The sequence below is a fragment of the Pseudomonas sp. NCIMB 10586 genome, from assembly GCF_023127895.1.
Classification (GTDB): Bacteria; Pseudomonadota; Gammaproteobacteria; order Pseudomonadales; family Pseudomonadaceae; genus Aquipseudomonas; species Aquipseudomonas synxantha_A.
Window position 1 is genome coordinate 84671 of sequence record NZ_SPKQ01000002.1, and the last position, 26197, is coordinate 110867.

General features: G+C 60.1%; 25 protein-coding genes. 13 read left to right on the plus strand and 12 right to left on the minus strand.

Translation table 11 applies throughout. The annotated features are described in order from the left end of the window. Nucleotides 1–124: 124 nt before the first annotated feature. The 8 genes from E4P01_RS00685 to E4P01_RS00720 all read left to right on the plus strand — a co-directional run bounded on the left by E4P01_RS00685 (nt 125) and on the right by E4P01_RS00720 (nt 9117). Nucleotides 125–2047 carry a putative nucleotidyltransferase substrate binding domain-containing protein gene (locus E4P01_RS00685; RefSeq protein WP_216092203.1) on the plus strand — a complete coding sequence of 641 codons (1923 nt, stop codon included), beginning with the start codon at nt 125–127 and terminating at the stop codon, nt 2045–2047. Continuing rightward, nucleotides 2044–2751, plus strand: coding sequence for a 3'-5' exonuclease (locus tag E4P01_RS00690; RefSeq protein WP_005792102.1), 708 nt, complete (start codon nt 2044–2046; stop codon nt 2749–2751). The genes E4P01_RS00685 and E4P01_RS00690 overlap by 4 nt, the downstream gene beginning before the upstream one ends. A gap of 100 nt (nt 2752–2851) precedes the next feature. After that, on the plus strand, nt 2852–3370 hold the full coding sequence (locus tag E4P01_RS00695) for an RNA polymerase sigma factor (protein WP_216090398.1): 519 nt from the start codon (nt 2852–2854) through the stop codon (nt 3368–3370). Then, complete coding sequence (locus tag E4P01_RS00700) at nt 3367–4335, plus strand: FecR family protein (protein WP_216090399.1); 969 nt, start codon at nt 3367–3369, stop codon at nt 4333–4335. The genes E4P01_RS00695 and E4P01_RS00700 overlap by 4 nt, the downstream gene beginning before the upstream one ends. A 206-nt stretch (nt 4336–4541) precedes the next feature. Then, nucleotides 4542–6980, plus strand: coding sequence for a TonB-dependent siderophore receptor (locus E4P01_RS00705; protein ID WP_216090400.1), 2439 nt, complete (start codon nt 4542–4544; stop codon nt 6978–6980). Between the two features lie 62 nt (nt 6981–7042). Beyond that, entirely contained in the window at nt 7043–8146 is a 1104-nt protein-coding gene (locus tag E4P01_RS00710) for a PepSY-associated TM helix domain-containing protein (protein WP_005792106.1), read from the plus strand. After that, nucleotides 8143–8325, plus strand: coding sequence for a hypothetical protein (locus tag E4P01_RS00715; RefSeq protein WP_056846909.1), 183 nt, complete (start codon nt 8143–8145; stop codon nt 8323–8325). The genes E4P01_RS00710 and E4P01_RS00715 overlap by 4 nt, the downstream gene beginning before the upstream one ends. A gap of 162 nt (nt 8326–8487) precedes the next feature. Further along, entirely contained in the window at nt 8488–9117 is a 630-nt protein-coding gene (locus E4P01_RS00720; protein ID WP_216090401.1) for a glutathione S-transferase family protein, read from the plus strand. A gap of 186 nt (nt 9118–9303) precedes the next feature. Here E4P01_RS00720 and creD read toward each other — a convergent pair whose 3' ends face one another. From creD to E4P01_RS00740, 4 genes are read right to left on the minus strand one after another with little or no spacing between them, the layout of a single operon-like run. Further along, nucleotides 9304–10653, minus strand: coding sequence for a cell envelope integrity protein CreD (creD, locus tag E4P01_RS00725; RefSeq protein ID WP_032879097.1), 1350 nt, complete (start codon nt 10651–10653; stop codon nt 9304–9306). 52 nt (nt 10654–10705) lie between these two features. Then, on the minus strand, nt 10706–12145 hold the full coding sequence (creC, locus tag E4P01_RS00730; RefSeq protein ID WP_032879096.1) for a two-component system sensor histidine kinase CreC: 1440 nt from the start codon (nt 12143–12145) through the stop codon (nt 10706–10708). Further along, entirely contained in the window at nt 12145–12813 is a 669-nt protein-coding gene (gene creB, locus E4P01_RS00735; RefSeq protein ID WP_078822503.1) for a two-component system response regulator CreB, read from the minus strand. Before creB ends, creC begins: the two co-directional genes overlap by 1 nt. Nucleotides 12814–12821: 8 nt before the next feature. Beyond that, entirely contained in the window at nt 12822–13322 is a 501-nt protein-coding gene (locus E4P01_RS00740; RefSeq protein ID WP_005792112.1) for an ATP-dependent zinc protease, read from the minus strand. Between the two features lie 173 nt (nt 13323–13495). Between E4P01_RS00740 and E4P01_RS00745 the strand changes: the two genes are divergently transcribed. Beyond that, complete coding sequence (locus E4P01_RS00745; RefSeq protein ID WP_216090402.1) at nt 13496–14383, plus strand: acyltransferase; 888 nt, start codon at nt 13496–13498, stop codon at nt 14381–14383. On the opposite strand, the gene E4P01_RS00750 is transcribed toward E4P01_RS00745, so the two are convergent. Continuing rightward, on the minus strand, nt 14380–14952 hold the full coding sequence (locus tag E4P01_RS00750) for a DUF2780 domain-containing protein (RefSeq protein ID WP_216090403.1): 573 nt from the start codon (nt 14950–14952) through the stop codon (nt 14380–14382). The genes E4P01_RS00745 and E4P01_RS00750 overlap by 4 nt on opposite strands. A gap of 136 nt (nt 14953–15088) precedes the next feature. Between E4P01_RS00750 and E4P01_RS00755 the strand changes: the two genes are divergently transcribed. The 3 genes from E4P01_RS00755 (at nt 15089) to E4P01_RS00765 (ending at nt 17025) form a co-directional block, all read left to right on the plus strand. After that, on the plus strand, nt 15089–15547 hold the full coding sequence (locus E4P01_RS00755) for an anti-sigma factor (RefSeq protein ID WP_005792120.1): 459 nt from the start codon (nt 15089–15091) through the stop codon (nt 15545–15547). 350 nt (nt 15548–15897) lie between these two features. Then, on the plus strand, nt 15898–16146 hold the full coding sequence (locus E4P01_RS00760; protein WP_078822506.1) for a hypothetical protein: 249 nt from the start codon (nt 15898–15900) through the stop codon (nt 16144–16146). A 120-nt stretch (nt 16147–16266) separates the two neighbouring features. Continuing rightward, complete coding sequence (locus tag E4P01_RS00765) at nt 16267–17025, plus strand: hypothetical protein (protein ID WP_348983551.1); 759 nt, start codon at nt 16267–16269, stop codon at nt 17023–17025. A gap of 634 nt (nt 17026–17659) precedes the next feature. Here E4P01_RS00765 and E4P01_RS00770 read toward each other — a convergent pair. Further along, nucleotides 17660–17953 carry a hypothetical protein gene (locus E4P01_RS00770; protein WP_179119853.1) on the minus strand — a complete coding sequence of 98 codons (294 nt, stop codon included), beginning with the start codon at nt 17951–17953 and terminating at the stop codon, nt 17660–17662. 120 nt (nt 17954–18073) lie between these two features. Between E4P01_RS00770 and E4P01_RS00775 the strand changes: the two genes are divergently transcribed. Continuing rightward, the gene (locus tag E4P01_RS00775; RefSeq protein ID WP_078822509.1) at nt 18074–18499 is read left to right on the plus strand and encodes a DUF3757 domain-containing protein; all 426 of its coding nucleotides are present in this window, start codon (nt 18074–18076) and stop codon (nt 18497–18499) included. Nucleotides 18500–18588: 89 nt separating this feature from the next. Here E4P01_RS00775 and fdhA read toward each other — a convergent pair whose 3' ends face one another. The 6 genes from fdhA to E4P01_RS00805 form a co-directional block, all read right to left on the minus strand. After that, on the minus strand, nt 18589–19788 hold the full coding sequence (fdhA, locus tag E4P01_RS00780; RefSeq protein WP_005792122.1) for a formaldehyde dehydrogenase, glutathione-independent: 1200 nt from the start codon (nt 19786–19788) through the stop codon (nt 18589–18591). Between the two features lie 185 nt (nt 19789–19973). Next, nucleotides 19974–20831, minus strand: a complete 858-nt coding sequence (purU, locus tag E4P01_RS00785; RefSeq protein WP_005792124.1) for a formyltetrahydrofolate deformylase — start codon at nt 20829–20831, stop codon at nt 19974–19976. Between the two features lie 10 nt (nt 20832–20841). Next, nucleotides 20842–21474, minus strand: coding sequence for a sarcosine oxidase subunit gamma family protein (gene soxG / locus E4P01_RS00790; RefSeq protein ID WP_032879088.1), 633 nt, complete (start codon nt 21472–21474; stop codon nt 20842–20844). A gap of 130 nt (nt 21475–21604) precedes the next feature. After that, nucleotides 21605–24622, minus strand: a complete 3018-nt coding sequence (locus tag E4P01_RS00795) for a sarcosine oxidase subunit alpha (RefSeq protein ID WP_216090404.1) — start codon at nt 24620–24622, stop codon at nt 21605–21607. Further along, nucleotides 24619–24921: a sarcosine oxidase subunit delta gene (locus tag E4P01_RS00800; protein WP_027605979.1), complete on the minus strand. Its 303-nt coding sequence runs from the start codon at nt 24919–24921 to the stop codon at nt 24619–24621. Before E4P01_RS00800 ends, E4P01_RS00795 begins: the two co-directional genes overlap by 4 nt. A gap of 15 nt (nt 24922–24936) precedes the next feature. Further along, a complete protein-coding gene (locus tag E4P01_RS00805; protein ID WP_003176546.1) occupies nt 24937–26187 on the minus strand; it encodes a sarcosine oxidase subunit beta in 1251 nt (416 codons plus the stop codon). Nucleotides 26188–26197: the final 10 nt, after the last annotated feature.

The window sequence follows — 26197 nt, forward strand, 5'->3', positions numbered from 1 at the left end:
TCATGTAAGGTTTTTCCCTAGTTTTGCAGCGTTTTCACCGACCTAGACTTACGTCCAATGGGCACCCGCGGTGCAGGAGTCGACCATGCAGCACGATAACGACAAAAAAACTGCGGTCACTGTTATGAGTAAAGCTGATGCATTCGCACAGGCGGGTAAAACTGCTGTGTTGCAGAACATCCACGGCACCTTGCAATTGCTGCAACGCTTCCCGCCGTTCAACCAGATGGAACCGGCGCACCTGGCCTTTCTGGTGGAACAGTGCCAACTGCGCTTCTATGGCCAGGGCGACAGCATCCTCAAACCGTCGGGCGGGCCGGTCGAGCATTTCTATATCGTCAAACAGGGCCGGGTGATTGGCGAGCGGCCAGACTCGCCAGATCCCACCTTCGAAATCACTACCGGCGAGTGCTTCCCCCTCGCCGCATTGCTGGGTGAACGTGCGACCCGCACCGAACATAAAGCCGCGCAAGACACCTTCTGCCTGCAACTGAACAAGCCGGCGTTTATCAAGCTGTTTGCCCTTTCCAGCCCGTTTCGTGATTTTGCCTTGCGTGGTGTCAGTAGCCTGCTCGACCAAGTCAACCAGCAAGTGCAGCAAAAAGCCGTGGAAACCCTCGGTACCCAATACTCCCTGAATACCCGCCTGGGCGAATTGGCCATGCGCCACCCGGTGACGTGCAGCCCGCACACGCCGTTGCGCGAAGCGGTCACGTTGATGCACGAGCAACAGGTCGGCAGCATTGTGATCGTGGACGAACACAAGGCGCCCCTGGGCATCTTTACCCTGCGTGACCTGCGCCAGGTGGTGGCCGACGGCACCAGCGATTTCAGCCAGGGCATTGACGGCCATATGACCCAGGCGCCGTTCTTCCTGAGCCCGGACCACAGTGCCTTCGACGCCGCTATCGCCATGACCGAACGGCATATCGCCCACGTGTGCCTGGTCAAAGACCAGCGCCTGTGCGGCGTGGTGTCCGAGCGTGACTTGTTCTCGTTGCAACGCGTGGACCTGGTGCACCTGGCCCGCACTATCCGCAACGCGCCCCGGGTCGACAACCTGGTGGCAATCCGCGGTGAAATCGGTCAGTTGGTGGAACGTATGCTTGCTCATGGCGCGTCTTCCACCCAGATCACCCACATCATTACGCTGCTCAACGACCACACCGTCTGCCGGGTGATCGAGTTGACCCTGGCGGAAAAAGGCGACCCCGGCGTGCCATTCAGTTGGCTGTGTTTCGGCAGCGAAGGCCGCCGCGAGCAAACGCTGTACACCGACCAGGACAACGGCATTCTGTTCGAGGCCAAGGACGCCGTCGAAGCTGCCCAGATCCGTGAGCGGCTGCTTCCCCTGGCACAGCACATCAATCAAAGCCTGGCGCTGTGCGGCTTCAGCCTGTGCAAAGGCAATATCATGGCCGGCAACCCCGAGCTGTGCTTGTCCCGGGTAGAGTGGGCGCGGCGCTTCGGCGCGTTTATTCGCGAGGCGACGCCGGAGAACCTGCTTAGCTCGAGCATCTATTTTGATTTGCGTGCAGTGTGGGGCGACGAGCGTGGTTGCGAGCAACTGCGTCAGGGCATTCTCGATCAGGTCGCGGACAACCGTTTGTTCCAGCGCATGTTGGCCGAAAACGCATTACGCCAGCGCCCGCCGGTGGGACGCTTTCGCGAGTTCGTGCTGACCCGCAAGGGCGGCGAAAAGGCCACCCTGGATCTCAAGGTGCAGGGCTTGACCCCCTTTGTCGACGGCGCACGCCTGCTCGCCCTGGCCAATGGTATCCACGTCAACAACACACTGGAGCGCCTGCGTCAGTTGGTCGACAAGCAAGTGATCGAGCCCCTGGATGGCGCGGCCTACGAAGAGGCCTACCACTTCATTCAGCAAACCCGTATGCAGCAGCACCAATTGCAGACCCGCGAGAACCAGCCCTACTCCAACCGCGTCGACCCCGACAGCCTCAACCACCTCGACCGACGTATCCTGCGTGAATCCCTGCGCCAGGCCCAGCGCCTGCAAAGCAGCCTGACCTTGCGGTATCAACTGTGAGTTGGTTCGGCTGGTTTCATAAGCAAAAACCGGGGCTGAATGCCGCGCAACAACAGCGCCTGGAACAACTGCCCAAGCCTTGCGCATTGGGCGATGGTTCGTTGCGCAACCAACGCTGGGTCGTGGTGGATCTGGAAACCAGCGGCCTGAACCTAAACCGTGACCAGGTGCTGTCCATCGGCGCCGTGGTGATCGAGGACGGTGCGGTGGATTTTTCGCAACTGTTTGAACGCACCCTGCAACGTACCGACACCAAACTCAGCCCCAGCGTATTGATTCATGGTCTCGGCCCCAGTGCGATTGCCGCCGGCAGCGACCCGGCCGAGGCGCTGCTGGATTTCATGGCATTCGTGGGCGACAGCCCGTTGCTGGCCTTCCATGCACCGTTCGATCAACACATGCTGGGCCGGGCGCTCAAGGACAGCCTGGGTTATCGACTGGCCCACCCGTTTCTCGACGTGGCCGACCTGGCACCGCTCTTGTGCCCCGACGCCACGCTGCGCGAGGCCGGGTTGGACGACTGGGTCAAGCATTTCCAGCTGCAGGTCGGCGAGCGTCATCACGCCAGCGCCGATGCACTGGTCACGGCGGAGTTGATGCTGATCCTGTTCAGCCGTGCACGGCAGCAGCAGATCGACACGCCCCACGCGCTGCAAGAGCGTTTGGCCCAGTGGAAACGGCGCCAACAAGCGCCATCGTTTTAATGTCACCTCCCGACAGACGCTAATTGCGCCCACCCCACGCCTCTGACACAATCGCGAATAATTCTCGTTAGTTTAAACCTACTATTTATTCGGTGATGCCTTGTCGTCGGTCCAGACCCCACACAGTGAGCTTGTTGGCGCGTTGTATCGCGACCATCGTAGCTGGCTGTTGGCCTGGCTACGCCGCAATGTAGCCTGCCCGAGCCGCGCCGAGGACCTGAGCCAGGACACCTTCATGCGCCTGCTGGGCCGCGACGGCTTGCGCGAGCCCCGTGAACCCAGGGCGTTCCTGGTGGCCATCGCCAAGGGCCTGCTGTTCGACTACTTCCGTCGTGCCGCTCTGGAACAGGCGTATCTCACCGAATTGATGCTGATCCCCGAAAGCGAACACCCATCGCCCGAAGAACAGCAACTGATCCTTGAAGACCTCAAGGCCATCGACCGCCTGCTCGGCAAGCTGTCGAGCAAGGCCCGCGCCGCGTTCCTCTATAACCGCCTAGACGGCCTGGGCCACGCAGAAATCGCCCAGCGCCTCGGTGTGTCGGTGCCCCGTGTGCGCCAGTACCTGGCCCAAGGTATACGTCAGTGCTACATCGCGCTGTATGGCGAGCCGTCGTGACAGCCATTGGCTCCAAACCGGTTTCGGCACGGGTGCTGGATGCCGCGATTGCCTGGCAACTGTCTCTGGACTCGGGCGACGGCAGCGCGGTGGAACAGCAAGAGTTCGCCAAATGGCTGGCCAGCGATGAGGAACATGCCCGCGCCTGGCGCCAACTGGGCATGCTCGATCAGCGCTTCAGCGTGGCCGCCGGCCCGGCCCGGGCGGCGTTGCTGCAATCGCGCCACGGCATTCGCCAGCGCGTACGCAAGCTGGGCCGTGGCCTGGCGAGTATCGGCCTGGTGTGTGGCCTGGGCTTGTTTGCCGGCGAGCGTTATGTGCCGATCCACTATTGGCTGGCCGACCAGCGCACCGCCACCGGCGAGCAACGCACGCTGAAACTGGACGATGGCACCTCGATCAACCTCAATACCCATAGCGCCATAGATGTGCGCTTCGACGAACAGCGCCGATTGATTGTGTTGCAGGAGGGCGAAATCCTCGTCGAAACCGGCCACGACGATTCACGCCCGTTCTATGTGCAAACCCGCGACGGCAGCCTGCGAGCGCTGGGTACCCGGTTTATCGTCAAGCGCGAAGACGACGCTACGCGCTTGGGCGTGTTGCAGTCCGCCGTGGCCGCCCAGCCTGAAGCGCTGCATCAGGAGCACGTTTTCAAAGCAGGCCAGCAAGTGTTGATGCGCAGCGATGGCCTTGGCCCGCTGCTGGCCGTGACACCCGCCACCGACGCCTGGACCCGCGGCATGTTGGTGGTCGACAACGCCCGCCTGGGCGATGTGATCGAAGAACTGGGCCGCTACCGCACCGGGCACTTGGGCGTGGATGACAACGTGGCCGACCTGCGCATCACCGGCAGCTTCCCCCTGCACGACACCACGCTGGCGTTGAATGCGCTGTTGCCGACCTTGCCGGTGCAGATCGAGCAGCACACGCCGTGGTGGGTGACTGTCGCTGCCAAGCCTTAGATTCTGTGTGACCGGGCAATCGCCATCGGGAGCAAGCCCCCTCCCACATCGGAAGGTACTCACGCATCAAAATGTGAGAGGGAGCTTGCTCCCGATGAGGCCCTGAAACACACCGCCAAAAAATAGTTTCACCCAACCCTATCACTTTCCGATTCTCGCTCGGCACCTAGGCAATTGAGAAATATTTCCATTCAGGAGCCGCCCTTATGTCCCGCACGCTAGACACCTTGTTGCGTCCCAGTCTGTTAGCCCTGGCCATCGCCCTCAGCGCCCCGCTGGCGAGCACTTCGCTGATCGCTGCTGAACAAGCCTTGAGCGTGCGCGCCTATAACCTGCCGGCAGCCCCATTGGCCAGCACCCTGAACCAGATCGCCAGCCAGGCTGGCCTGGCGCTGACCCTCAACCCGACACTCGCCGCCGGCAAGACCTCGGCCCCGGTCAAGGGCCAGTTCGATGCACAGAGCGCGTTGCGCGAGGCCTTGCGCGGTACTGGCTTGCAGTTGGAACAAAGCAGTACGGGCACTTACACCCTGGTGCCGGTTCCGGAGGGCGTCGTCGCCTTGCCGACTACCAACATCACCGGCCAGGGCAACTATGAAAGCGCTTGGGGGCCGGTGGAGGGGTATGTGGCTACTCGCACAGCAGCGGGCACGAAGACTGATACACCTATTGCCGAGTTGCCCCGTTCCGTCACGGTCATTACTCGCCAGCAAATGGAAGACCGCTCCGTTCTCAACCTCAACGACGCCTTGCGCTACACCGCCGGCGTGCAGAGCAGTGGCTATGGCTCCGACTCGCGTAGTGATTGGTTACTGGTTCGCGGCTTTGTCCCCACCCAATTCCTCGATGGCCTACCACTGCCCAAGGGTAACTACGCAACGCCGAAAATCGACACTTGGAATCTAGAGCGTATCGCTGTCCTGCGAGGTCCCGCTTCGTCGGTCTACGGGCAAACCCCACCCGGCGGCTTATTGGATATGGTTAGCCGTCGCCCCCAGGCCGAAAGCTCAAACGAAATTGAAGTACAGGCCGGCAGCAATAACCACAAGCAGATCAACTTCGATAGCACCGGAAAAATCGACGACGAAGGCCAGTTCCTTTACCGAGTCAGTGGCGTCGTGCGCGACAGCAATACGGCGGTGGACCACATCCCGGACAAGCGATACAACGTTGCGCCCAGTCTCACTTGGAATATCAACGACGACACCAAGCTGACGTTGCTCACCCAGTTTACTCGCGACGATACCGGTATTACCGGCCAGTTCCTGCCGTTGCAAGGCACCAAATTGAGCTCGCCAGCCGGCAAGATTTCCCATCATAAGAACCTGGGCGATCCAGATTGGGAGTTCTATGACCGCACTTACTACGCACTGGGCTACGCGTTTGAAACGCGCCTGAACGACACTTGGCAGTTCCACCAGAACCTGCGCTATACCAAGAACGACTTGTCGTTCCAGGGCCTGACCGCCGGTGGTGCGTTCTTTCCGAATGGCCCGGAAACCGCGGTTGACGCTGACGGCAACGTGCGTCGTTCAGCCGGCAAGGTCGATGAGGACATCAGTCAGTTCGCGGTCGACAACAACTTGCAGGCCGACTTCAAGACTGGCGCCGTGAACCACACACTGCTGCTGGGTCTGGACCATCAGCGCTCCACCAGCAATGCGCGCTGGGACTGGGGCTCGACCGGCGTGCCAACCATCAATTTCAATCGCCCGGTGTATGGACAGGACTTCTCCAATGTCCAGTACTTCACCATGTATGACTACACCCAGAAGACCCAACAGACCGGCCTTTATATCCAAGACCAGATGGCACTGGACAATTGGCGACTGACGTTAGGCGGGCGGGAAGACTGGGTACACACCGGCACTACTTTCCATAACCTGAACGACGTCACCAACACACAACGCGACAAGCATTTCAGCGCAAATGCCGCGCTGAGCTATGTGTTCGATAACGGCATCACGCCGTACCTGTCCTATGCCGAATCGTTCCAAGCTGGTACCGGTACACAAGTGGCCAGCACCGGGGCTTTCAAGCCGACCGAAGGCAAGCAGTACGAAGCAGGGATCAAGTACCAGCCACCGGGCACAAAGGCCTTGCTTACAGCGGCGGTATTTGACCTGACCCAAAAGAACTCCACGGTGACTGAGGGCAGCATCACGCGCCAGATCGGTGAAGTGCGCAATCGAGGTCTGGAGTTGGAAGCCAGCGCCGACGTCACCGACAGCCTCAAACTGGTAGGCTCCTACACTTATAACGATAGCGAGATCACCAAGGGCGCGACCGGTGAAGAAGGCAATCGCATGAACCAGCTACCACGCAACCAGGCGACAGGATGGGCCGATTACACGTGGCGCAGTGGGTTACTGGACGGCTTCGGTGTGGGTGCAGGCGTGCGCTACGTTGGCGATACCTACGGCAACGCCGCCAACACCGAACTCGGCCATGTAGGTTCCTACACTGTCTACGACGCCTCGGTGCACTACGACCTAGGCCGTGTGAACAGCGCCATGAAGGGTGTCACAGTGGCCGTGGACGCCAAGAACATCTTCAACAAGGACTACCTCTCCACCTGCGACGGTTTCTATTGCTACTACGGTGACCAGCGCAACGTGGTCGCCAGCGTGAACTACAAATTCTAAGACGGTGAAAAACCGCTTATGAAGGGCCGCCTGAACTGCGGCCCTTTTGCCTTGGAGCCGTGATGAAAAGCAAAACCATCCGCCGCTGGTCCTTCATCCACACCTGGACCAGCCTGATCTGCACCGTATTCCTGCTACTGCTCGCCCTCACCGGCTTGCCGTTGGTGTTCCACCACGAGATCGACCACCTGCTGGGTAACGAGCCCGAGCTGGCACAGATGCCGGCCGATACGCCGCAGCTCAACCTTGAGCAGCTTGTGGCCAAAGCCCAGGCCCATCGACCCGGCGAGGCCATGCAGTACCTGGCGTGGGACGAAGACGACAAGAACGGTGTGATCGCGATCATGGCCGCTACGGCCGGCACCGAGCCGAACTCGTCGCACACCTTCATGCTCGACGCCCGCACTGGCGAAGCAGTGGAAACCCCGGCGGCCAATGGCGGGCTGACCCTGTTCCTGCTGCGCCTGCATGTGGACATGTTCGCCGGCCTGCCGGGCAAGTTGCTGCTGGCGTTCATGGGCCTTCTGTTCGTGCTGGCGATTGTTTCGGGCACGGTGTTGTACCTGCCGTTCATGCGCCGCTTGAAGTTCGCCACCGTGCGTCAGGACAAGTCCACCCGCCTGCGCTGGCTCGACCTGCACAACCTGATCGGCGTGGTCACCCTGACGTGGGCGCTGGTGGTGGGCGTGACCGGCGTGATCAGCGCCTGCGCCGACCTGATCATCGCCGCCTGGCGCCAGGACAGCCTCAGCGCCATGATCGAACCCTACCAGAACGCCCCGCCGCTGACCCACCGCGCACCGGCCACCGAGCTGCTGAGCATTGCCGCCCAGGCCGCGCCGGGCATGGAGCCGGACTTTATCGCTTTCCCCGGCACGCGCTTCTCCAGCGAGCATCACTATGCGGTGTTCATGAAAGGCAGCACGCACCTCACCTCCCATCTGCTCACGCCGGTGCTGATCGACGCTAGCACCCTGGCCGTCACCGCCATCGCCGAGCGCCCTTGGTACATGGACGCCATGGGCATGTCCCAACCGCTGCACTTCGGTGATTACGGCGGGATGCCGATGAAGATCTTGTGGGCAGTGCTGGATGTGCTGACCATCGTCGTGCTGGTCAGCGGCATTTACTTGTGGATCGTGCGGCGCAAGGCGGCCAAGGTATGAAGCCTCGGCAGTCGAATTTCTGGAAGGTGTTTGGCATACCAATGGGGATTGGCCTGCTCAGTGCCGCCGGGTTGTTTGCGGCGCTGCTGGGGGATGGGATGTGGGATTCGTTGAGTTGGGTGGGGTTGGGCGTACCTGCTGCCATTGGCGCTTGGGCGTTGGGCAAGCGGCGCGGCTGAGGGCGCTATCGGGGGCAAGCCCCCTCCCACATTTGATTTGTGAACGCCGTCCACTGTGGGAGGGGGCTTGCCCCCGATGAGGCCCTCAGGATCACAAAAATCCCCCTCGCCAGCCACTGCGCAAGCATCTACGCTAGCCCCAGTCCATTTCGAGGAATGCCCATGTCCGCCCCCAGCATGACCTTGTTCCACAACCCCGCTTCGCCGTTCGTACGCAAAGTCCGCGTGCTGCTGAGCGAGACCGGCCAGCAGGACCGCGTGGCCCTGCACGCTTGCCTGCCGACACCGGTCAACCCGGATGCCCAAGTGCTGCAAGGCAACCCCGTGGGCAAAATCCCGGCCCTGCGCCTGGCCGACGGTTCAGTACTGCATGACAGCCGGGTGATCCTCGATTACTTCGATCACCAGCACGTCGGCAACCCGCTGATCCCCCGCGATGGATCGGCCCGCTGGCGGCGCCTGACGTTGGCGTCGATGGCTGACGGCATCATGGATGCCGCCGTGCTGGTGCGTTACGAGACCGCCATGCGCCCGCTGGAAAAACACTGGGATCAATGGCTCGACGAACAGCGCAACAAGATTCGTCGCGCTCTCGCCGAGCTGGAGCAGGACGCCATCGCCGAACTGGCCAGCCATTTCGATATCGCTTCGATCAGCGTCGCCTGCGCCCTGGGCTACCTCGACTTTCGCCATCCGGATATGCAGTGGCGCTCGGACACCCCCAAGCTCGCCGCCTGGTACGCCGAGGTCAGCCAGCGGCCTTCGATGCAGCAGACCCAACCGCCCGCCTGACATGCATACCTACCCCCTGTGGGAGCGGGCTTGCCCGCGATTGCGGCGTGTCATTCGGTACATCTGCTTCTGAACCACCTCTATCGCGGGCAAGCCCGCTCCCACAGGGGACGGTGGTGGTATTGAGGAAGGTGGCGATCCTTGAGGCCAACTGCGCCCCCGCTTGCTGATCCTCCCGCAACCCAATCATTGCACTTGCTCCACCTTGCGCTTACCCACCCCATACCAATCCAGCTTGCGCGTCAGCACCATGACCGTGCCCAGCAGGCCAAACAGCAACAGCGAGCCCATCAACAGCGCGTAATCCTCGGCACTGAGCAACCCGAACAACAAACCATACAACGCCGCCAACCCTGCCGAGAACCCCAGCCCATGGACGACGCTGCGCAGCACGTGGCACACGTAGAAACCGATCAACAACACACAGGCACTGGCCGATATCAGGTACGCCAAGGCAAAGCCCACATGCTCGGACAGCGACAACAGCAACAGGTAGAAGAACGCCAGCGCCACACCCACCAGTGCATACTGAATCGGGTGCACCGCCAGGCTCTTGAGCACTTCGAACAGGAAGAAGCCAGCGAAGGTCAGGGCGATAAACAACAGCGCGTATTTGATCGCACGGTCGCTCTTGAGGTACTGGTCCACCGGGTCGATGAAGTTCACACCAAAGCTGCGGTTGTTGAAGTCTTCGCAACCCTGGCGGTCCAGGCAGCTTTGCAGCGCTTGTTCAAGGTTGGTGGAGAAGAATGAGGTCTGCCAACTGGCACTGAAGCCCTGGTCGTTGACTTCCCGTTGAGCCGGCAGGAAGTTGCCGATGAAACTCGGGTGCGGCCAGTTGGACGCCAGGGACACCTGGCTGGTCTTGCCCACCGGCACCACTTGCAGTTGTTCGGTGCCTTGCAGACGCAGGTCGAAGGCGAAATCCAGCACGGCAGGTTTCTTGCCGTCTTGCGTCGGCAACATCACATGCACGCCCTCGCCCAGCCAGTCCACCTGCGAGCCCGGCGAGAACTCCAGGCGCTGATCACCCAGCTCCAGCTTCAAAGCGTTTTCAATGCCGCGAATATCGCTGATGCCCACCGCCAGAAACGCAGGCTCAAAGCGGTAATCGGCAAAGTCTTCGGTGATTCCCAACTGCGCAGGCAATTCAAAACGCCCGCTGATACGGTTGTCGGCATGGAACAACCGCGCCTGGTAGATACCCCGCGCACGCAGTTCGGTTTGCACCTTGCCGTCGAGCTCGAAATGCTCCGGCAGGAAATACAACCGGCCACGCTCTTCACGGGTTTCTTCGTAGCGTTTATTGAGCTTTTCATTGAGCTTCCATTCACGCACCGTCTTGCGAAACGGCACCACCATCACCGGCCCGGTGAGGCGCTGGGCGTAACTGGAGCTGCGGGCGATGTCCATCAATACGCCGTCGCGCAGTTGCTGGCGGTCGGTGATGATGCCGTTGATCATCAGCAACGGAATCAGCAACAGCAGGATCAGCAGCGCAATCGCGCCAAGTTTGAAAAGCAGGCTGCGGTTCATGGGTCTCTCCCTGTTTGAATGGGGGAGAGTCTGCCCAGCCGGTATGGGGGATTTATGTGGGCAATGTGGAGACTGTGTGGAGATGCAGCACTGCTTGCACGCCGCCTGGCACATTGCCGATCTGCAGCGAGCCGCCGTGCAGCTTCATCACCTCCTCGACAAAGTTGAGCCCCAGGCCCGTGCTTTTACGCCCGCTGGCCGGACGTGGCAGCGAGTAGAACCGCTCGCTCAGGCGCGGCAGCGCGTAATCGGGAATCGCCGCGGCCTGGTTGAACAGACTGACCTGAACATCGTTATGCCGCACCTGGGCGCTGAATCTCAGCGTGCCGCCGGGTGGGGTGAAATCCAGCGCATTGTCGAGCAGGTTGCCCAGGGCCTGACGCAGCAGGAAGGGTTCGCCAAACACCTTCACATCGGCGGCGATGACCTGCTCCACCTGCAAGCCGGCACCTTCGATTCGCGCACATTGGGCCTTGAGCACCTCATCGACCAACACCGCCAGCGGGATGTTCGATTGTTCCTCCAGCCCCTGACGTTGCTCAACCTGGGCCAGGTTCAACAGGCGTTCGATCAACTGTTGCAGGCGCGCGCTTTCGCTGTCGATATTGCCGACAAACCGCTGCTGCTGCTCACGGCTCATATCGCCCTGCAACAGCTCCGCCGCACCGCGAATCGCCGCCAACGGGCTTTTCAATTCATGGGTCAGCGTATGCACGTAGTGTTCTACATAAGCCTTGCCTTCCAACTGCGTGCGCATGTGTTCCACGGCGGTGGACAACTGCTTGAGCTCGCCGCCGCGATAATGCGGCAACTCGGCGCGGCGGCCCTCGCTCACGGCTTCGGCATAGGCAGTAAGGCGTCGGAGGGCGACGGTCAGCCACCACGACAATAGCGCGCCCAGCAGCAGGCCCAGAATGACCAGCCCCGCGCCGTACCACAGCAGGCGGCGCTCAGTGCGATCCACGTAGGGTTGCAACGAGCTGTTGGGCTTGGCCACGGTGACCACGCCGATGATCTGGCCGTTATCGCGAATCGGCGCCCCAACGTGCATCACGGATGACGCGGGATCGTCCACGTCGCTGCGGGTGGAGCGCGCACCGTATTCGCCGCGCAGGGTCAGGTACACGTCGTTCCACTTCGAATAGTCCTGACCCACCGCTTCACCGCTGGAGTCAAGCAGGACCCTGCCCTTGGCGTCGGTCACATAAATACGATGGTTGACCTGGTTTTTCGGCAGGCCCCAGATCACCGCACCCGGCTGGCGATTGCCGTAAGCCTTGAGCAGCGCTGGCCAATGACTCTGGCCCAGGGTGCCGTTCTTCACATCTTCGCGCAGGATTTCAGCCAGCAGGTTGGCGGTGTCTACCAATGTTTCTTCGGTAGACTGGCGCACGCCGGGGCGGATTTCCTTCATCACCGTGTTGAGTACGAAGTAGCCGGTCAGGCCGATAAACAGCGCATACACCAGGAAAATCCGCAGCCCCAGGCGCATCAGCTGTGGCTCGGGCTGTAGCTGTAGCCCAGGCCGCGATGGGTCTGGATCGGCTCGGCCTGTGCCGCCACGCTACGCAATTTGCTGCGCAGGCTTTTGATGTGGCTGTCGATATTGCGCTCGTAGCCGGCATCGGCAGGCACACCGACGGCGTCCAGCAGTTGCTCGCGGCTGAACACGCGCTCGGGTTGCTCCAACAGGCTTTGCAGCAGGCGGAACTCATGGCGCGTGAGGCTCAGGGGTTGCCCGCGATAGTGGATCTGCATGCGCTCCAGGTCCACCTGGAACAGCATCGGGGCCGCACCCGGGCCAACACGCTTGAGAATCGCCCGGACCCGCGCCGCTACTTCCCGAGGGCTGAAGGGCTTGACTACATAATCGTCGGCACCGATTTCCAGCCCCACCACCCGGTCGATCTCGGCATCCCGGGCACTGAGGAACATCACTGGCACTTCGCTGAACCGGCGCAGGTGCTTGCAGGTTTCAAAGCCAGTGATGTCCGGCAGGCCGATGTCGAGAATGATGAGGTCGGCCGGGCTCTGGCGCTGATGCTCCAGCGCCGCCTGGCCAAGGGTCAGCCAGGTGGTGGTGAAGCCCTCGCCTTGCAGGGCAAAGATCAGCGTGTCGGCTATCGCCGCTTCGTCTTCGACAATCAGGATGTGCGGCATGGGTTCGATCAGCAGTCCGGTTTGTCGGCAGTGTAGCGACGTGCCGGGTTCACCGCCGCGCCAAATTCACGCAGGGCCTTGGCGCCGATCAACAGCGGGTAGTTGAAGCTGCTGCGGTCGGTGAGGTTAACCTCGACGGTGCGCTTGACGTCGCCCAGGCACATCTCCAGATCGATCACCGGACGCTTGGCCACGCTGGCTTCGTCCTTGTCATCGTCTTCGTCGGCACGGCTCTTGATCTTGCTGATGCGCGACACCTTGTGCTCGTAGACCTTGTTGCCGGCGTCCTTGCCGCCGAGGCGGAAGCGCACCCAATCGTCGCCGTCGCGGGTGAAGGTCTCGATGTCCCGGGCCGACAGCGAGGCGGTCAGCGCGCCGGTATCCATCTTGGCCTTGAAGGTTTCGCCGATCTCCGGCAACTGGATGTATTCGTAGCGACCATAAAGGGTCGGTTCGGCAGCCATGACAGGCAGGGCCAGCAGAGCGAGGGAGGCAAATAACAGTTTCACGAAGTGAGTTCCTCGGAAAGAAGTAGGCGGATTCTAGACCGCAAACGCGGCACTTAGTTAGTGACTGCCACCCTACACGGCACATTGTGAAACATTCGTCCGCTGATTTGCGATTTGGCCTCTAGACTGACCTTGCTTATCATGGCCCACCCACAAGATTCCAAGAGTTATTTATGCGCCGCCTGCTCACCGGCTGTTTGGTCACACTGCTGCTGTTACTCAACACGCTGATCCTGATCGGCCCCTTGATGGTGTTTGCCCTGCTCAAGCTGGTGGCGCCGGGCCGCTCGCGTGACTATGCATCCTGGGCGGTAATGTGGATCGCCGAGACCTGGGCCGAGATCGACAAGTTGATTTTCTCGCTGTGCATTCCAACCCAATGGGATATCCGCGGCGGTGAGGACCTGCGCAGTGACACCTCCTACCTGGTCATCAGCAACCACCAATCCTGGGTCGATATTCCGGCGCTGATCCAGGCGCTGAACCGGCGCACGCCGTTCTTCAAATTCTTCCTGAAAAAAGAGCTGATCTGGGTGCCCTTCCTCGGCCTGGCCTGGTGGGCGCTGGATTACCCGTTCATGAAGCGCTATACCAAGGCATTTCTGGCCAAGCATCCTGAACTGGCAGGGCAGGATCTGAAAATCACCAAAGAGGCCTGCGAGCTATTCAAGCGCCAGCCGGTGACGGTGGTCAATTACCTGGAAGGCACGCGGTTCAGCGAGGCCAAGCGCGCGCAACAGGATTCACCCTTTACCCGGCTACTCAAGCCCAAGGCAGGCGGCGTCGCGTTTGTACTGGCGGCGATGGGTGAACAGCTGGACGCGGTACTCGACGTCACCGTGGTCTACCCGCAACACAAGATCCCGGGGTTCTGGGACTTGATCAGTGGCGCGGTGCCGAAGGTGATCGTGGATATCCGCACCCGCGAGCTGGACCCGGCGTTGTGGCAAGGGGATTACGAGAATGATCCGGCCTTTCGCCAAACCGTCCAGAACTGGGTCAACCAGCTCTGGAGAGAGAAAGATGCGCGCATCGAACAACTGCGCGCGCAGCGTACTTAGCTGCCAGTGCCCCAGGCTTGGGCCAGCTTGCCCAGCAATGAGCTGTTGGCGCCCTGGCCGCCCAGGTATTGCAGGATCACTGGGGCAAACTGGCTCACCATCCCGCTGTCCATGCCCAACGCGCTGAAGGCCGTATTCAGGTCGCTGGTGTTCTTCACGTTACCCAGCAAACCATCAAGGCCGCTGGTCTTGCTGCCGCCGCTCTGGCCGAGCATCCCGCTTAAAGCGCCGAGACTGCCCAATGCGTTGTTACCCGACAATTGATCGAGGCCCGGCACGCTGTTGCCCAGTTGCGAATAGTCGTTGCCGCTCAGTTTGTTCTTGGCCAGGCCCAGCATGGCGCCCGTGCCGCCCACCGCTTGCTCGGGGGTGATGTTCAGTTGCGAGGTCAGGGCGCTCAGCAGGCCGGCCGTCTCGGACGAGGGTGCGGCGGCAGCGGCTTTGTTGTTGCCACCCTGCATACCGGAAATCGCGTTGGCTGCATCGCCAAGGCTGAAACCTGCGGCGAACACCGGGACGGCGGCCATGGACAGCAGGCAGGAAAGGGCAAAACCGCGTGAAATCTTCATCAATACAACCTCAGGAGATGGATGCAAAAGCAAGCGTTGGACTAGGTATCCCGTCGGTTGTTCCAAGCCCTGCCCGGAACCCAATCGGGATAATCGGGTCCATGGACAGACTACAAAATTTGTCGAGAAGAGACTTATGACTGCGATCCAACCCCAAGTGATTGAGCAAAAGCCTCCATTCTGGAGCCGCCCACGCCTGTTCATCGGCGCCTGTGTGGTGGTGGTTGCCGGTATCGGCGGCGCCCTCTACACCCAGGACAGCGTCAAATCCGCGGCAACGCTGGTGAACACTACCCAGCAGCCGGCCGCGCAAATCATGGCCCACAAGGATTATCTTGAAGTGCAGCCGATTGCCTCCACGGCGCCGGCGCCAGACCAAAGCCTGGAGCTGTGGGCAATCCCTAAAGATGGCACACCGGTGTCGCTGGGCCTGTTGCCGGAAGACGGCGAGGGCATCATCGGCCTGAACCCGCGCCAGCAGGAAACCATCAGCAAGCCGGTGGAGTTGATGGTGAGTTCGGAGACCAAGGGTGGCTCCATCAGCAAACAACCGACAGGCCCGACTGTATACCAGGGCGCACTGGCCACTCGCTGATTCCTAAAAACCATAAAACCCTTGTGGGAGCAAGCCCCCTCCCACATTTTGATATTCAGTGCCTGGGTGGCTTGCTCATGGCAAGGGATGGCGCTTATAGTTCGGCCGTCGTCCACATGGCGACACGGGTTTGGCGACCCGGTGAATGGTGCAAAAGCTTCTGCTTTTTTGCAGGTTCTTTTGCGTCCGCAATAGCTGCCTTCATGGTGGCTGTGCGCGGGAGACCTTCGGGTCTGCCGGTTCCATTCCCGGTTCGCCAACCTGCGTACAGCTGCCACCCAGTTCGTTTGGCGACGAACAAGTGTGTAGCCCACCTCTACTTGAATGGGCTTTAAAACATGAACCGATACATGCCGCTCACCGGCCACGACGCCACCACTCCCTCCCTACTCATCGACACCCAAGTCCCGCTCGACGTGCTCCACGACGCCGCCGTCTACCGCATCCGCGCGGTCACCCAAGTCATGGAAAACCTGGCGTTTCGCGAGGGCCTGCAAACCGACAACATCGTCCTCCAGGACTTCGCCCTGCTGTGCGCCATTCCATTACGCGATGGATGCGATTTGCTGGATGTGATCAGCAGGCGGTTACAGTCGTAGGCATGAGCCTGGACTTAAGTAGTCCATTTCTGAAACGTTAAAACGCCCCTGCACGCGTCTTACCTCGCTTGTAGCGCCTTCTTATAGTCGAGCGACTCAGCTACTTAGGAGGTGTACGCGATGCAGGGACCCTATGCATTTATCAACGATCAACAGCAGCCTTATCCGACACTCAAGCAAAGCCTTTCTCTCAATCCTCATACGCAAACCAAATTCGACACCCTTAACCAGCATATCCGCAACACCGTGGTGTTGCCTGGGCAGTTGGTGATCATCCCTGACCCACGCACAGCATCTTGCACCACTGAAGAGGCCTGGCTGATGCGTTCAGCGCAGAGCGTCAAACATGACCTGATGGCGCAATCTGCTGCCGATCAATTCCTGATCAAAAACTATGATCAGTTGCAGGCCATCATGTCCCATACTTCGCTTGGCATTGGTAGTGCCAGCAGCGCTTGGACCAGGCACTTGACGCAAATCGAGACAACCCTCAAGGAAATCGATGATTTGCATAAGCAGTACTTGAGCAAGGGCACCACGGCTGCGAGAGATGAGTTCCTCATCAAACGCCGGGCGCTGTTTGCGAAACTGGATGGGCAACTGTCAGGAATGGCGCGTTTTGGTACGGGACTGAAAAACGAAGGTTCGATCAAAAAGATGTTAGGAATTTCCAGTAAGAGTTACTGGCAACATGGGGAAATCCGGGGATACGAAGCAAACGTCAAGCGCGTAGCCAAGACTGCGCAGATGTTGAAGAAAGGCACTTACATTGGAATCGCGCTGGATGTAGGCGCGACAGCGCTGGAGATAGTGGAGGCATGCTCCACAGGGCGTGAGCAACAATGTACGCAAGCGAAATATGCGAAGGAGGGAAGTTAGTGGGTGCCGTGGGTGGCGCATCTGCGGGCGGTCTTGCAGGCGTCTATGTCAGTACCGCTGCCTGCATGATTGCTTTCGGCCTACCCACGGCGGGTGCCGGAGCTTTGGCATGCGCCATCATCGGCGGTGCTGCGGGCGGACTCGCCGTTGGCAAGCTCGGAAGCAAGGGTGGGGAATGGGTAGGTGACGCGCTCTATCAAGCTGTGGAGGGTTGAATGTACTTGGAATATTTTGCGGTGGGCTCATTCTCCCTCCTGCTATTAAGTTTCCCTATCCTCTTTTCTGCCATGTACAAAAAGCTCGATGCCGCTGAGCGCTATATGCAATACAGTACCTATATAGTCGGATGCCGGCACACTTTTCGTCATTTTCACTTTGAAGGAAGACCTCAACGCGTATTTGCCATGGCAACCGTTATTCTCATCCCAAAAGTCATTCAATGGAGGGGCATGGTACTTGTTGAGGACGTTGAGAAAATACCAAGGAATCTCAAGTACTGGATGGTCATACCCACACTCGTCACCTTCCTCGCCATTATAGGCCTCTGCATCACCGGTCTCCTTGTAGAGAGCGGAAGTATATAGAAGGAGGTGGATTCAGATCCGTCGTCCTCTCACACCACCGTACGTTATGATCAGTTGAAGGCCATCATGTCCCTTGCTTCGCTTGGCATTGGTGGTGCAAGCAGCGCCTGGAGCAGGCACTTGACGCAAATCGAAACAGCCCTCAAGGAAATCGATGATTTGCATAGCAGTACTTGAGCAAGGGCACCACAACTGCGAGAAATGAATTCCTGGTCAAACACCGCGCGCTGTTTGCGAAGCTCGATGGGAAAACTTTCCGTTGCATGATGGTGTGATTTGCTGGATGTGATCAGCCGACGTTTGCAGGCGTAAATTCCAAAAACAAATAGGGCGACTTTTATCATCCTTCGAAATAACCTCGGATTGGTTAATCAGAACGACTTCTAAAAACTGTCATCTTTCACAGTATCCTCCTCCTTCTCTTTCTCATACTCTTTCCGAAACGACATAAAGGAGTATGAAAAATGAACACCTACAACACCCTTTGTCTGATGACACTTTTTCTCCTTGCGAACACCGCGTACGCCACTACCTGCCCGGAAGTTTCCAAAATTGAGCAAACGCCGATGGTCGGAGGTGGTTTCAGCTACACCGCCGCAGGGCCAGACGGAAACGAGTGGGTGGGCGGAGATAAATGGACTGAAAAAAACGATCTATCAAGCTACGTCTTCACATCGGTACGCCTTCAAAAAGCAAGCTTCGACCCGGTCACTAAGAAGAGCAAAGACTCAGCTGTCATCTGCCGATACGAGGGAACCGGAGAAAACAGCAGGGATGGCGAAGCCAACACCGTCATGGTGCTAAAGACAGGTAAAGCACTGCTCCCAGTTGAAGGCAATTGGACTGTTGATTGCCAGGCCAAGGAACCGTCAGGCTGCACCTTCAATTGATCAGCGTGGTGCAGCAATAGTGTAATTGCACCGAATGCCTGGAATATCAAACAAGAACGACGACCTGAAGGTCGCCGTTCATTTTCCACTTACGCCGCACTGAACAACTTATGCGGATCAATCACAAACTTCTTCGGTACACCCGCGTCGAACTCGCCATACCCGCGTGGCGCATCGTCCAGGCTGATCACCTGCACACCGACGATTTCGGCGATATTGATCCGATCCCACATGATCGCCTGCATCAACTGGCGGTTGTACTTCATCACCGGCGTCTGCCCGGTGTGGAAGCTGTGGGATTTGGCCCAACCCAGACCGAAGCGAATGCTCAGGCTGCCCATTTTCGCGGCGGCATCGACAGCACCCGGATCTTCGGTGACGTAGAGGCCAGGGATACCGATCTTGCCTGCCACACGCACCACGCCCATCAGTGAGTTGAGCACGGTGGCCGGGGCTTCGGCCTTGACGCCGTCGTGGCCATGGCCGCGTGCTTCAAAGCCTACACAGTCGACGGCGCAATCCACTTCCGGTTCGCCCAGCAACGCAGCAATCTGTTCGTGCAGCGGCGTATCGGTGGACAGGTCGACGATTTCAAAACCCTGGGCCTTGGCGTGGGCCAGGCGGATGGAATTGACGTCGCCAATGATTACAACGGCTGCACCCAACAGCCGAGCCGAGGCAGCAGCGGCCAGACCGACCGGGCCGGCACCAGCAATGTAAACGGTGCTGCCCGGGCCAACGCCGGCAGTGACGGCGCCGTGGTAGCCGGTGGGCAAGATGTCGGAGAGGCAGGTCAGGTCACGGATTTTCTCCATGGCCTTGTCGCGGTCCGGCAGTTTGAGCAGGTTGAAGTCGGCGTACGGCACCAGCACGTACTCGGCCTGGCCGCCGGTCCAGTCGCCCATGTCGACGTAGCCGTAGGCACCACCGGCACGCGCCGGGTTGACGGTCAGGCACACGCCGGTGTGTTGCTCCTTGCACGAGCGGCAGCGGCCGCATGCGACGTTGAACGGCACGGAAACCAGGTCGCCGATTTTCAGGTTCTCAACGTCGCTGCCTTTCTCGATCACTTCGCCGGTGATTTCATGCCCCAGCACCAGGCCGGTCTGGGCAGTAGTGCGGCCACGCACCATGTGTTGGTCGGAGCCGCAGATGTTGGTGGAGACCACGCGCAGGATGACGCCGTGCTCAATCTTCCTGCCGCGCGGGTCCTGCATTTTGGGATAGTCGATTTTCTGTACTTCGACCTTGCCGTTGCCGAGATACACGACACCACGATTACCAGACATGCTTTCACCTCGCTGTTGTTTTTATGGAACTGCGTTGCCGCTTGGGTGGCAGCGCGTTAGTGCTCGGGTACAGATGCTGTTTCTTGTGTTGCTTGTAAGGGCCTCATCGCAGGCAAGCCAGCTCCCACAGTGGATCGGGTTCACACATCCTGGAATGTGGGAGCTGGCTTGCCTGCGATAGCGATCTAAAGAACGACGGTGCGATTGGCATTCAAGAACACCCGCCGCTCAATGTGATACCCCACCGCACGCGCCAATGTGAGCCCTTCGATATCGCGCCCCTTGGCGATCAAATCCTCGGGATAGTGGCTGTGATCAACCACCTCCACACCCTGGGCGATGATCGGCCCCTCATCCAAATCGTTGTTGATGTAATGCGCCGTGGCTCCCACCAGTTTCACGCCCTTGTTGTACGCCTGGTGATACGGCTTGGCGCCCTTGAACCCCGGCAGCAACGAGTGATGAATGTTGATGGCCTTGCCATCCAGCTTGCGGCACAGCTCCGGCGACAGCACCTGCATGTAGCGCGCAAGGATCACTAGTTCGGCGCCGGTGTCTTCCACCACTTGCCACACCTGCCGCTCCTGGGACGGTTTGTCGTTGGGGTCGAGCGGGAAATGGTAGTAGGGAATCTGGTGCCAGTCGGCCAACGGCTTGAGATCGGGGTGGTTGGACACCACCGCGACCACGTCCATCGACAGTTGGCCGATACGCTGGCGGTACAGCAGGTCGTTGAGGCAGTGATCGGCCTTGGAGACCATGATCACCACTTTCGGCCGATAGTTCGGCGCCGTCAGCTCGAAGATCATGCCGAAGGCTTCACCACGGGTCGCCAGGCCATCGCGGAACGCCTGCTCGTCAAAACCGTCAGGCTGACGAAACTCCACACGAATGAAAAACCGGCCCGAGAGACGATCATCAAACGAGTGGTGCTCAGTGACATAGCAGCCCTGCTCGAACAGGTAGCGGGTGACCGCGTCCACCGTGCCGAGCACGCTGGGGCAGTCGGCAGTCAAAATCCATGTATCGGGTGCGCGGCTCATGGGCGATTCCTCAGGCTTGAACGCTCAGACCGAATTCGGCCGAGGCATCCTGCAGCCACAACCACCAGTAATCGGAGAAGCTGCGACGGATCAGCAGTTCCCAGGTGTCTTCAGCGGTATGGCGGATCACCAATTGCGACTTGGCAAACACCGTGCCCACCGCCTTGCCCACCGGGAAATTATTGGGGTGTACGTCGTAGCTGGTGGACTTCATCAGCACATCGCGCACATTAGGGCCGCTGAGTTCGAGAATCTGCTGGCCGCCGCTGACGTTGACGATCTGGATGTGCAAATCCCCCAAGGCGGCACGCAGGTTTTGTTCTGCGGCGAATTCATCGCCGCTCGGCACTATCAGCAGCCACTCGTCCGGGCCGAGCCATTGCAGGCTGGTCTCGCCGTTGACGGTCACGCTTAGCGGGCCGGGCAGTTCAATGCCGACGGCCTGGAGTACGCCAGCGGCGAAGGCGGCATCATGGCCATCGCCACGGATAGTCAGGTGGCCGAGGAGTTTCTTTTCACGCACGGTCACGCCGGCGTTCTTGCGGCCCTTGCCGACCAGGCTGGCGAGGTCTGCATGGTGCAGCGACGACTCGGCCTTGGCGCTGGTGGTGGGGCGTTGTTGGTAAACATTGGCTGCTGTCATAAAGCACCTTTCCTGAATTCTGTTGTGAGGCTGATGGCCTCATCGGGAGCAAGCCCCCTCCCACATTGGAAGATATTCACAAATCAAAATGTGGGAGGGGGCTTGCTCCCGATGGCCGCGACGCGGTCTATCAAATGTTCTGGCGATCACCTTTCGGGTCAAAGAACACCGAGGACACAATCTCCGCCTCGATCACGCTGCCATCGGCCTGCGGTGAGAACACCCGCTCACCGATGCGCTTCAAGCCGCCCTTCACCACGCCCATGGCAAACGAATAACCCAGGGAGTTGTGCGCATAGCTTGAAGTGACGTGACCGACCATCTTCATCGGAATCGTCTGCTTTGGATCGAACACCAACTGCGCGCCTTCCGGCAGCCATACGTTTGGATCAATCGGCTTCAAGCCCACCAGTTGCTTACGCTCTTCACGCACACAGTCTTCGCGATTCATGCCACGCCAGCCGATCCACGAGAACGGTTTGGTACGGCCTACACACCAGCCCATGTTCAGGTCGTCCGGGGTCATCGAGCCGTCGGTGTCTTGCCCGACGATGATGAAGCCCTTCTCGGCGCGCAGGACGTGCATGGTCTCGGTGCCGTACGGGGTCAGGTTGTACTTTTTGCCGGCCTCGACGATCTTCTCCAGCACGCCCATGGCGTAGTCGGCCTGCACGTTGACTTCGTACGACAGCTCACCGGTAAACGAGATACGGAACACCCGCGCCGGTACACCGCCGACCAAACCTTCCTTCCAGGTCATGAACGGGAAGCCATCCTTGTCCAGGTCGATGTCGGTGACTTCCGCCAGCAGCTTGCGGCTGTTGGGGCCGGACAGGGTCATGGTCGCCCAATGGTCCGTGACCGAGGTGAAGTACACCTTGAGGTCAGGCCATTCGGTCTGTTGGTAGATTTCCAGCCACTGGAGAACGCGGGCGGCGCCGCCGGTGGTGGTGGTCATCAGGAAGTGGTTGTCGGCCAGACAGGCAGTGACGCCGTCGTCGAAGACCATGCCGTCTTCCTTGCACATCAGACCGTAGCGCGCCTTGCCCACATCGAGCTTGGTCCAGGCGTTGCTGTAGATGCGGTTGAGGAACTCACGCGCATCCGGGCCCTGGATATCGATCTTGCCGAGGGTGGAGGCATCCAGCAGGCCGACGCTGTCACGCACCGCCAGGCATTCGCGCTTCACCGCGGCGTGCAGATCTTCACCGTTACGCGGGAAATACCATGGGCGTTTCCACTGGCCGACATCCTCAAACTCGGCGCCGTTCTTCACGTGCCAGGCTTGCAGCGCGGTGTAGCGCACCGGTTCGAAAATGTGCCCACAGTGACGGCCCGCCACCGCGCCGAACGTCACTGGCGTGTAGTTGGGACGGAACATGGTGGTGCCCATCTGCGGGATGGTCACGTTCAGCGAACGGGCGGCGATGGCCAGGCCGTTGACGTTACCCAGCTTGCCCTGGTCAGTACCGAAGCCCAGCGCGGTGTAGCGTTTGACGTGCTCGACCGATTCGAAACCTTCGCGGGTGGCCAGTTCGATGGCGGCTGCGGTGACGTCATTTTGCAGGTCGACAAATTGCTTCGGCGCCCGTGCAGTGGCTTTTTCGTGGGGCACCTGGAACAGCGCCAGCGTCGGCTCTTCCAGACGGCTCAAGGCTTTAGGCAGCACACCTTCCACCGGCGCAAAACCGGCTTCACTGGCCGCACGCACGCCACCTTCAAAACCATCGGCGAGGGAATCGCCAAGGCCGTAGACACCGTTGATACCGCCGACGCACACGCGTTTCTGCGGTGCTTCGCCCGGCACAAAACCGAGGATATCTTCACGCCAGGTCGGCTTGCCGCCCAGGTGCGAGGCCAAGTGGACCACCGGGCTGTAACCGCCGGAACTGGCGACCAGGTCGCAGTCCAGCCACTCGCCGGGGCTGGTGACTTTATGCGCTTTCACATCGATCGCGGCCACGCGGGCAGCGGTCACATGCTTGCTGCCACGCGCTTCGATCACGGCGCTGCCGGTGAGGATGCGAATGCCTTTGGCGCGGGCTTCTTCCACCAGCGCGCCACGTGGGTTGTGACGGGCATCAGCCACCGCCACCACCGAAAGGCCCGCATCAAACCAGTCCAGCGCGACGCGATAGGCATGATCGTTATTGGTCGACAGCAGCAGTTTTTTGCCCGGCGCCACACCGTAGCGGCGCACATAGGTAGAGACCGCTCCGGCCAGCATATTGCCCGGCACATCGTTGTTGCCGTACACCAGCGGACGCTCGCACGCACCGGTGGCCAGCACCACGCGCTTGGCACGCACACGGTGGATACGCTGACGCACCACGCCAATCGGCGCACGGTCACCGAGGTGATCGGTGAGGCGCTCGTGAATGGTCAGGAAGTTATGGTCGTGGTAGCCGTTGACGGTGGCGCGGGGCAGCAGTACCACGTCCGGCAGGGCTTTCAATTCGGCAATGACGCTGGCAACCCACTCAGTGGCCGGCTTGCCGTCGAGGCTTTCACGGGAATCGAGCAGCGAGCCACCGAACTCTTCCTGCTCGTCGGCGATGATCACCCGCGCACCGCTGCGCGCAGCGGCCAATGCAGCCGCGAGGCCGGCAGGGCCTGCGCCCACGACCAGCACGTCGCAATGACGGTTGAAGTTGTCGTAGGTGTCCGGGTCGTTCTCGGTCGGCGAGCGGCCTAAGCCTGCGGCCTTGCGGATGTACTTCTCGTAGGTCATCCAGAACGACTGCGGGTACATGAACGTTTTGTAGTAGAAACCCGGCGGCATAAGCTTGCCGCCGACCTTGCCGAGAATGCCCATCACGTCGTTGCTAACGTTCGGCCAGCCGTTGGTGCTGGTGGCAACCAGGCCCTGGTACAGCGCCTGTTGGGTGGCGCGCACGTTAGGAATTTGCGTGGCTTCGGTAGCACCGATCTGCAGCACTGCGTTCGGCTCTTCGGCGCCGGCGGCGAAGATGCCCCGTGGGCGCGAATACTTGAAGCTGCGACCGATGATGTCGACGCCGTTGGCCAGCAACGCGGCGGCCAGGGTATCGCCTTCAAAGCCTTTGTAAGTCTGGCCGTTGAAACTGAAAGTCAGGACTTTATTGCGGTCGATGCGGCCACCGTTGGACAGGCGATTGATCTGGCTCATACCTTCTCTCCAGAAGCCTTGGCGGTGAACTGGGGTTTTTCGCCAATCTTGTAGGTTTCAAGAATTTCGTAGGTGACGGTGTCGCGGGTGGCATTGAAGTACTGGCGGCAACCGGCGGCATGGATCCACAGTTCGTGGTGCAGGCCGCGAGGGTTGTCGCGGAAGAACATGTAGTCGCCCCACTCTTCATCGGTGCAGGCATTCGGATCCAGTGGGCGCGGGATATGCGCTTGGCCGGACGCGTGGAATTCCTCTTCGGAGCGCAGTTCGCCACAGTGAGGACAGAAGATATGCAACATAGGGAATTTCTCCTGTTAGTGGGCGACGGCCGCAGCGCCGTGTTCGTCGATCAGCGCACCGTTGTGGAAACGGTCGATGGAGAAAGGCGCGGCCAATGGGTGCATTTCACCTTTGGCCAGGCTGGCAGCAAAGACGTTGCCTGAGCCCGGCGTGGCCTTGAAGCCACCGGTGCCCCAACCGCAGTTGAAGAACATGTTCGGTACCGGGGTCTTGGAGATGATCGGGCAGGCATCCGGTGTGGTGTCGACGATGCCGCCCCACTGGCGGTTCATGCGCACCCGCGACAGCACCGGGAACATCTCGACGATGGCCTGAATGGTGTGCTCAATGACCGGGTACGAACCACGCTGGCCGTAGCCGTTGTAGCCGTCGATACCGGCACCGATCACCAGGTCGCCCTTGTCGGACTGGCTGATGTAGCCGTGCACGGCGTTAGACATGATCACGCTGTCGATAATCGGCTTGATCGGCTCCGACACCAACGCTTGCAACGGGTGAGATTCGATCGGCAGGCGGAAACCGGCCAGCGAGGCCATGTGCCCGGAGTTACCGGCAGTGACGACGCCGACGCGCTTGGCGCCGATAAAGCCCTTGTTGGTTTCCACACCGATGCACACGCCGTTTTCCTTGCGGAACCCGATCACTTCGGTTTGCTGGATCAAGTCCACGCCCAAGGCATCGGCAGCACGGGCAAAGCCCCAGGCTACGGCATCGTGACGGGCCACGCCGCCGCGACGTTGCACGGTGGCGCCCAGCACGGGGTAGCGGGTGTTTTTCGAGCAGTCCAGGTATGGAATCTCGTCAGCTACTTGCTGGGCATTGAGCAGTTCGCCGTCCACGCCGTTGAGGCGGTTGGCGCTCACACGGCGTTCGGAGTCGCGGATGTCTTGCAGGGTGTGGCACAGGTTGTACACGCCGCGCTGGGAGAACATCACGTTGTAGTTGAGGTCCTGAGACAAACCTTCCCAGAGTTTCATCGCATGTTCGTACAAATGCGCGGACTCGTCCCACAGGTAGTTGGAACGCACGATGGTGGTATTGCGCGCAGTGTTACCGCCGCCCAGCCAGCCTTTCTCGACCACGGCCACGTTGGTGATGCCGTGCTCCTTGGCCAAGTAGTAGGCGGTCGCCAGACCATGCCCGCCGCCACCGACGATGACCACGTCGTAGACTTTTTTCGGGGTGGGCGTGCGCCACATTTTCTGCCAGTTTTCGTGATGGCTGAGGGAGTGCTTGAAGAGGCCGAAGCCTGAGTAGCGTTGCATAGTCATTACT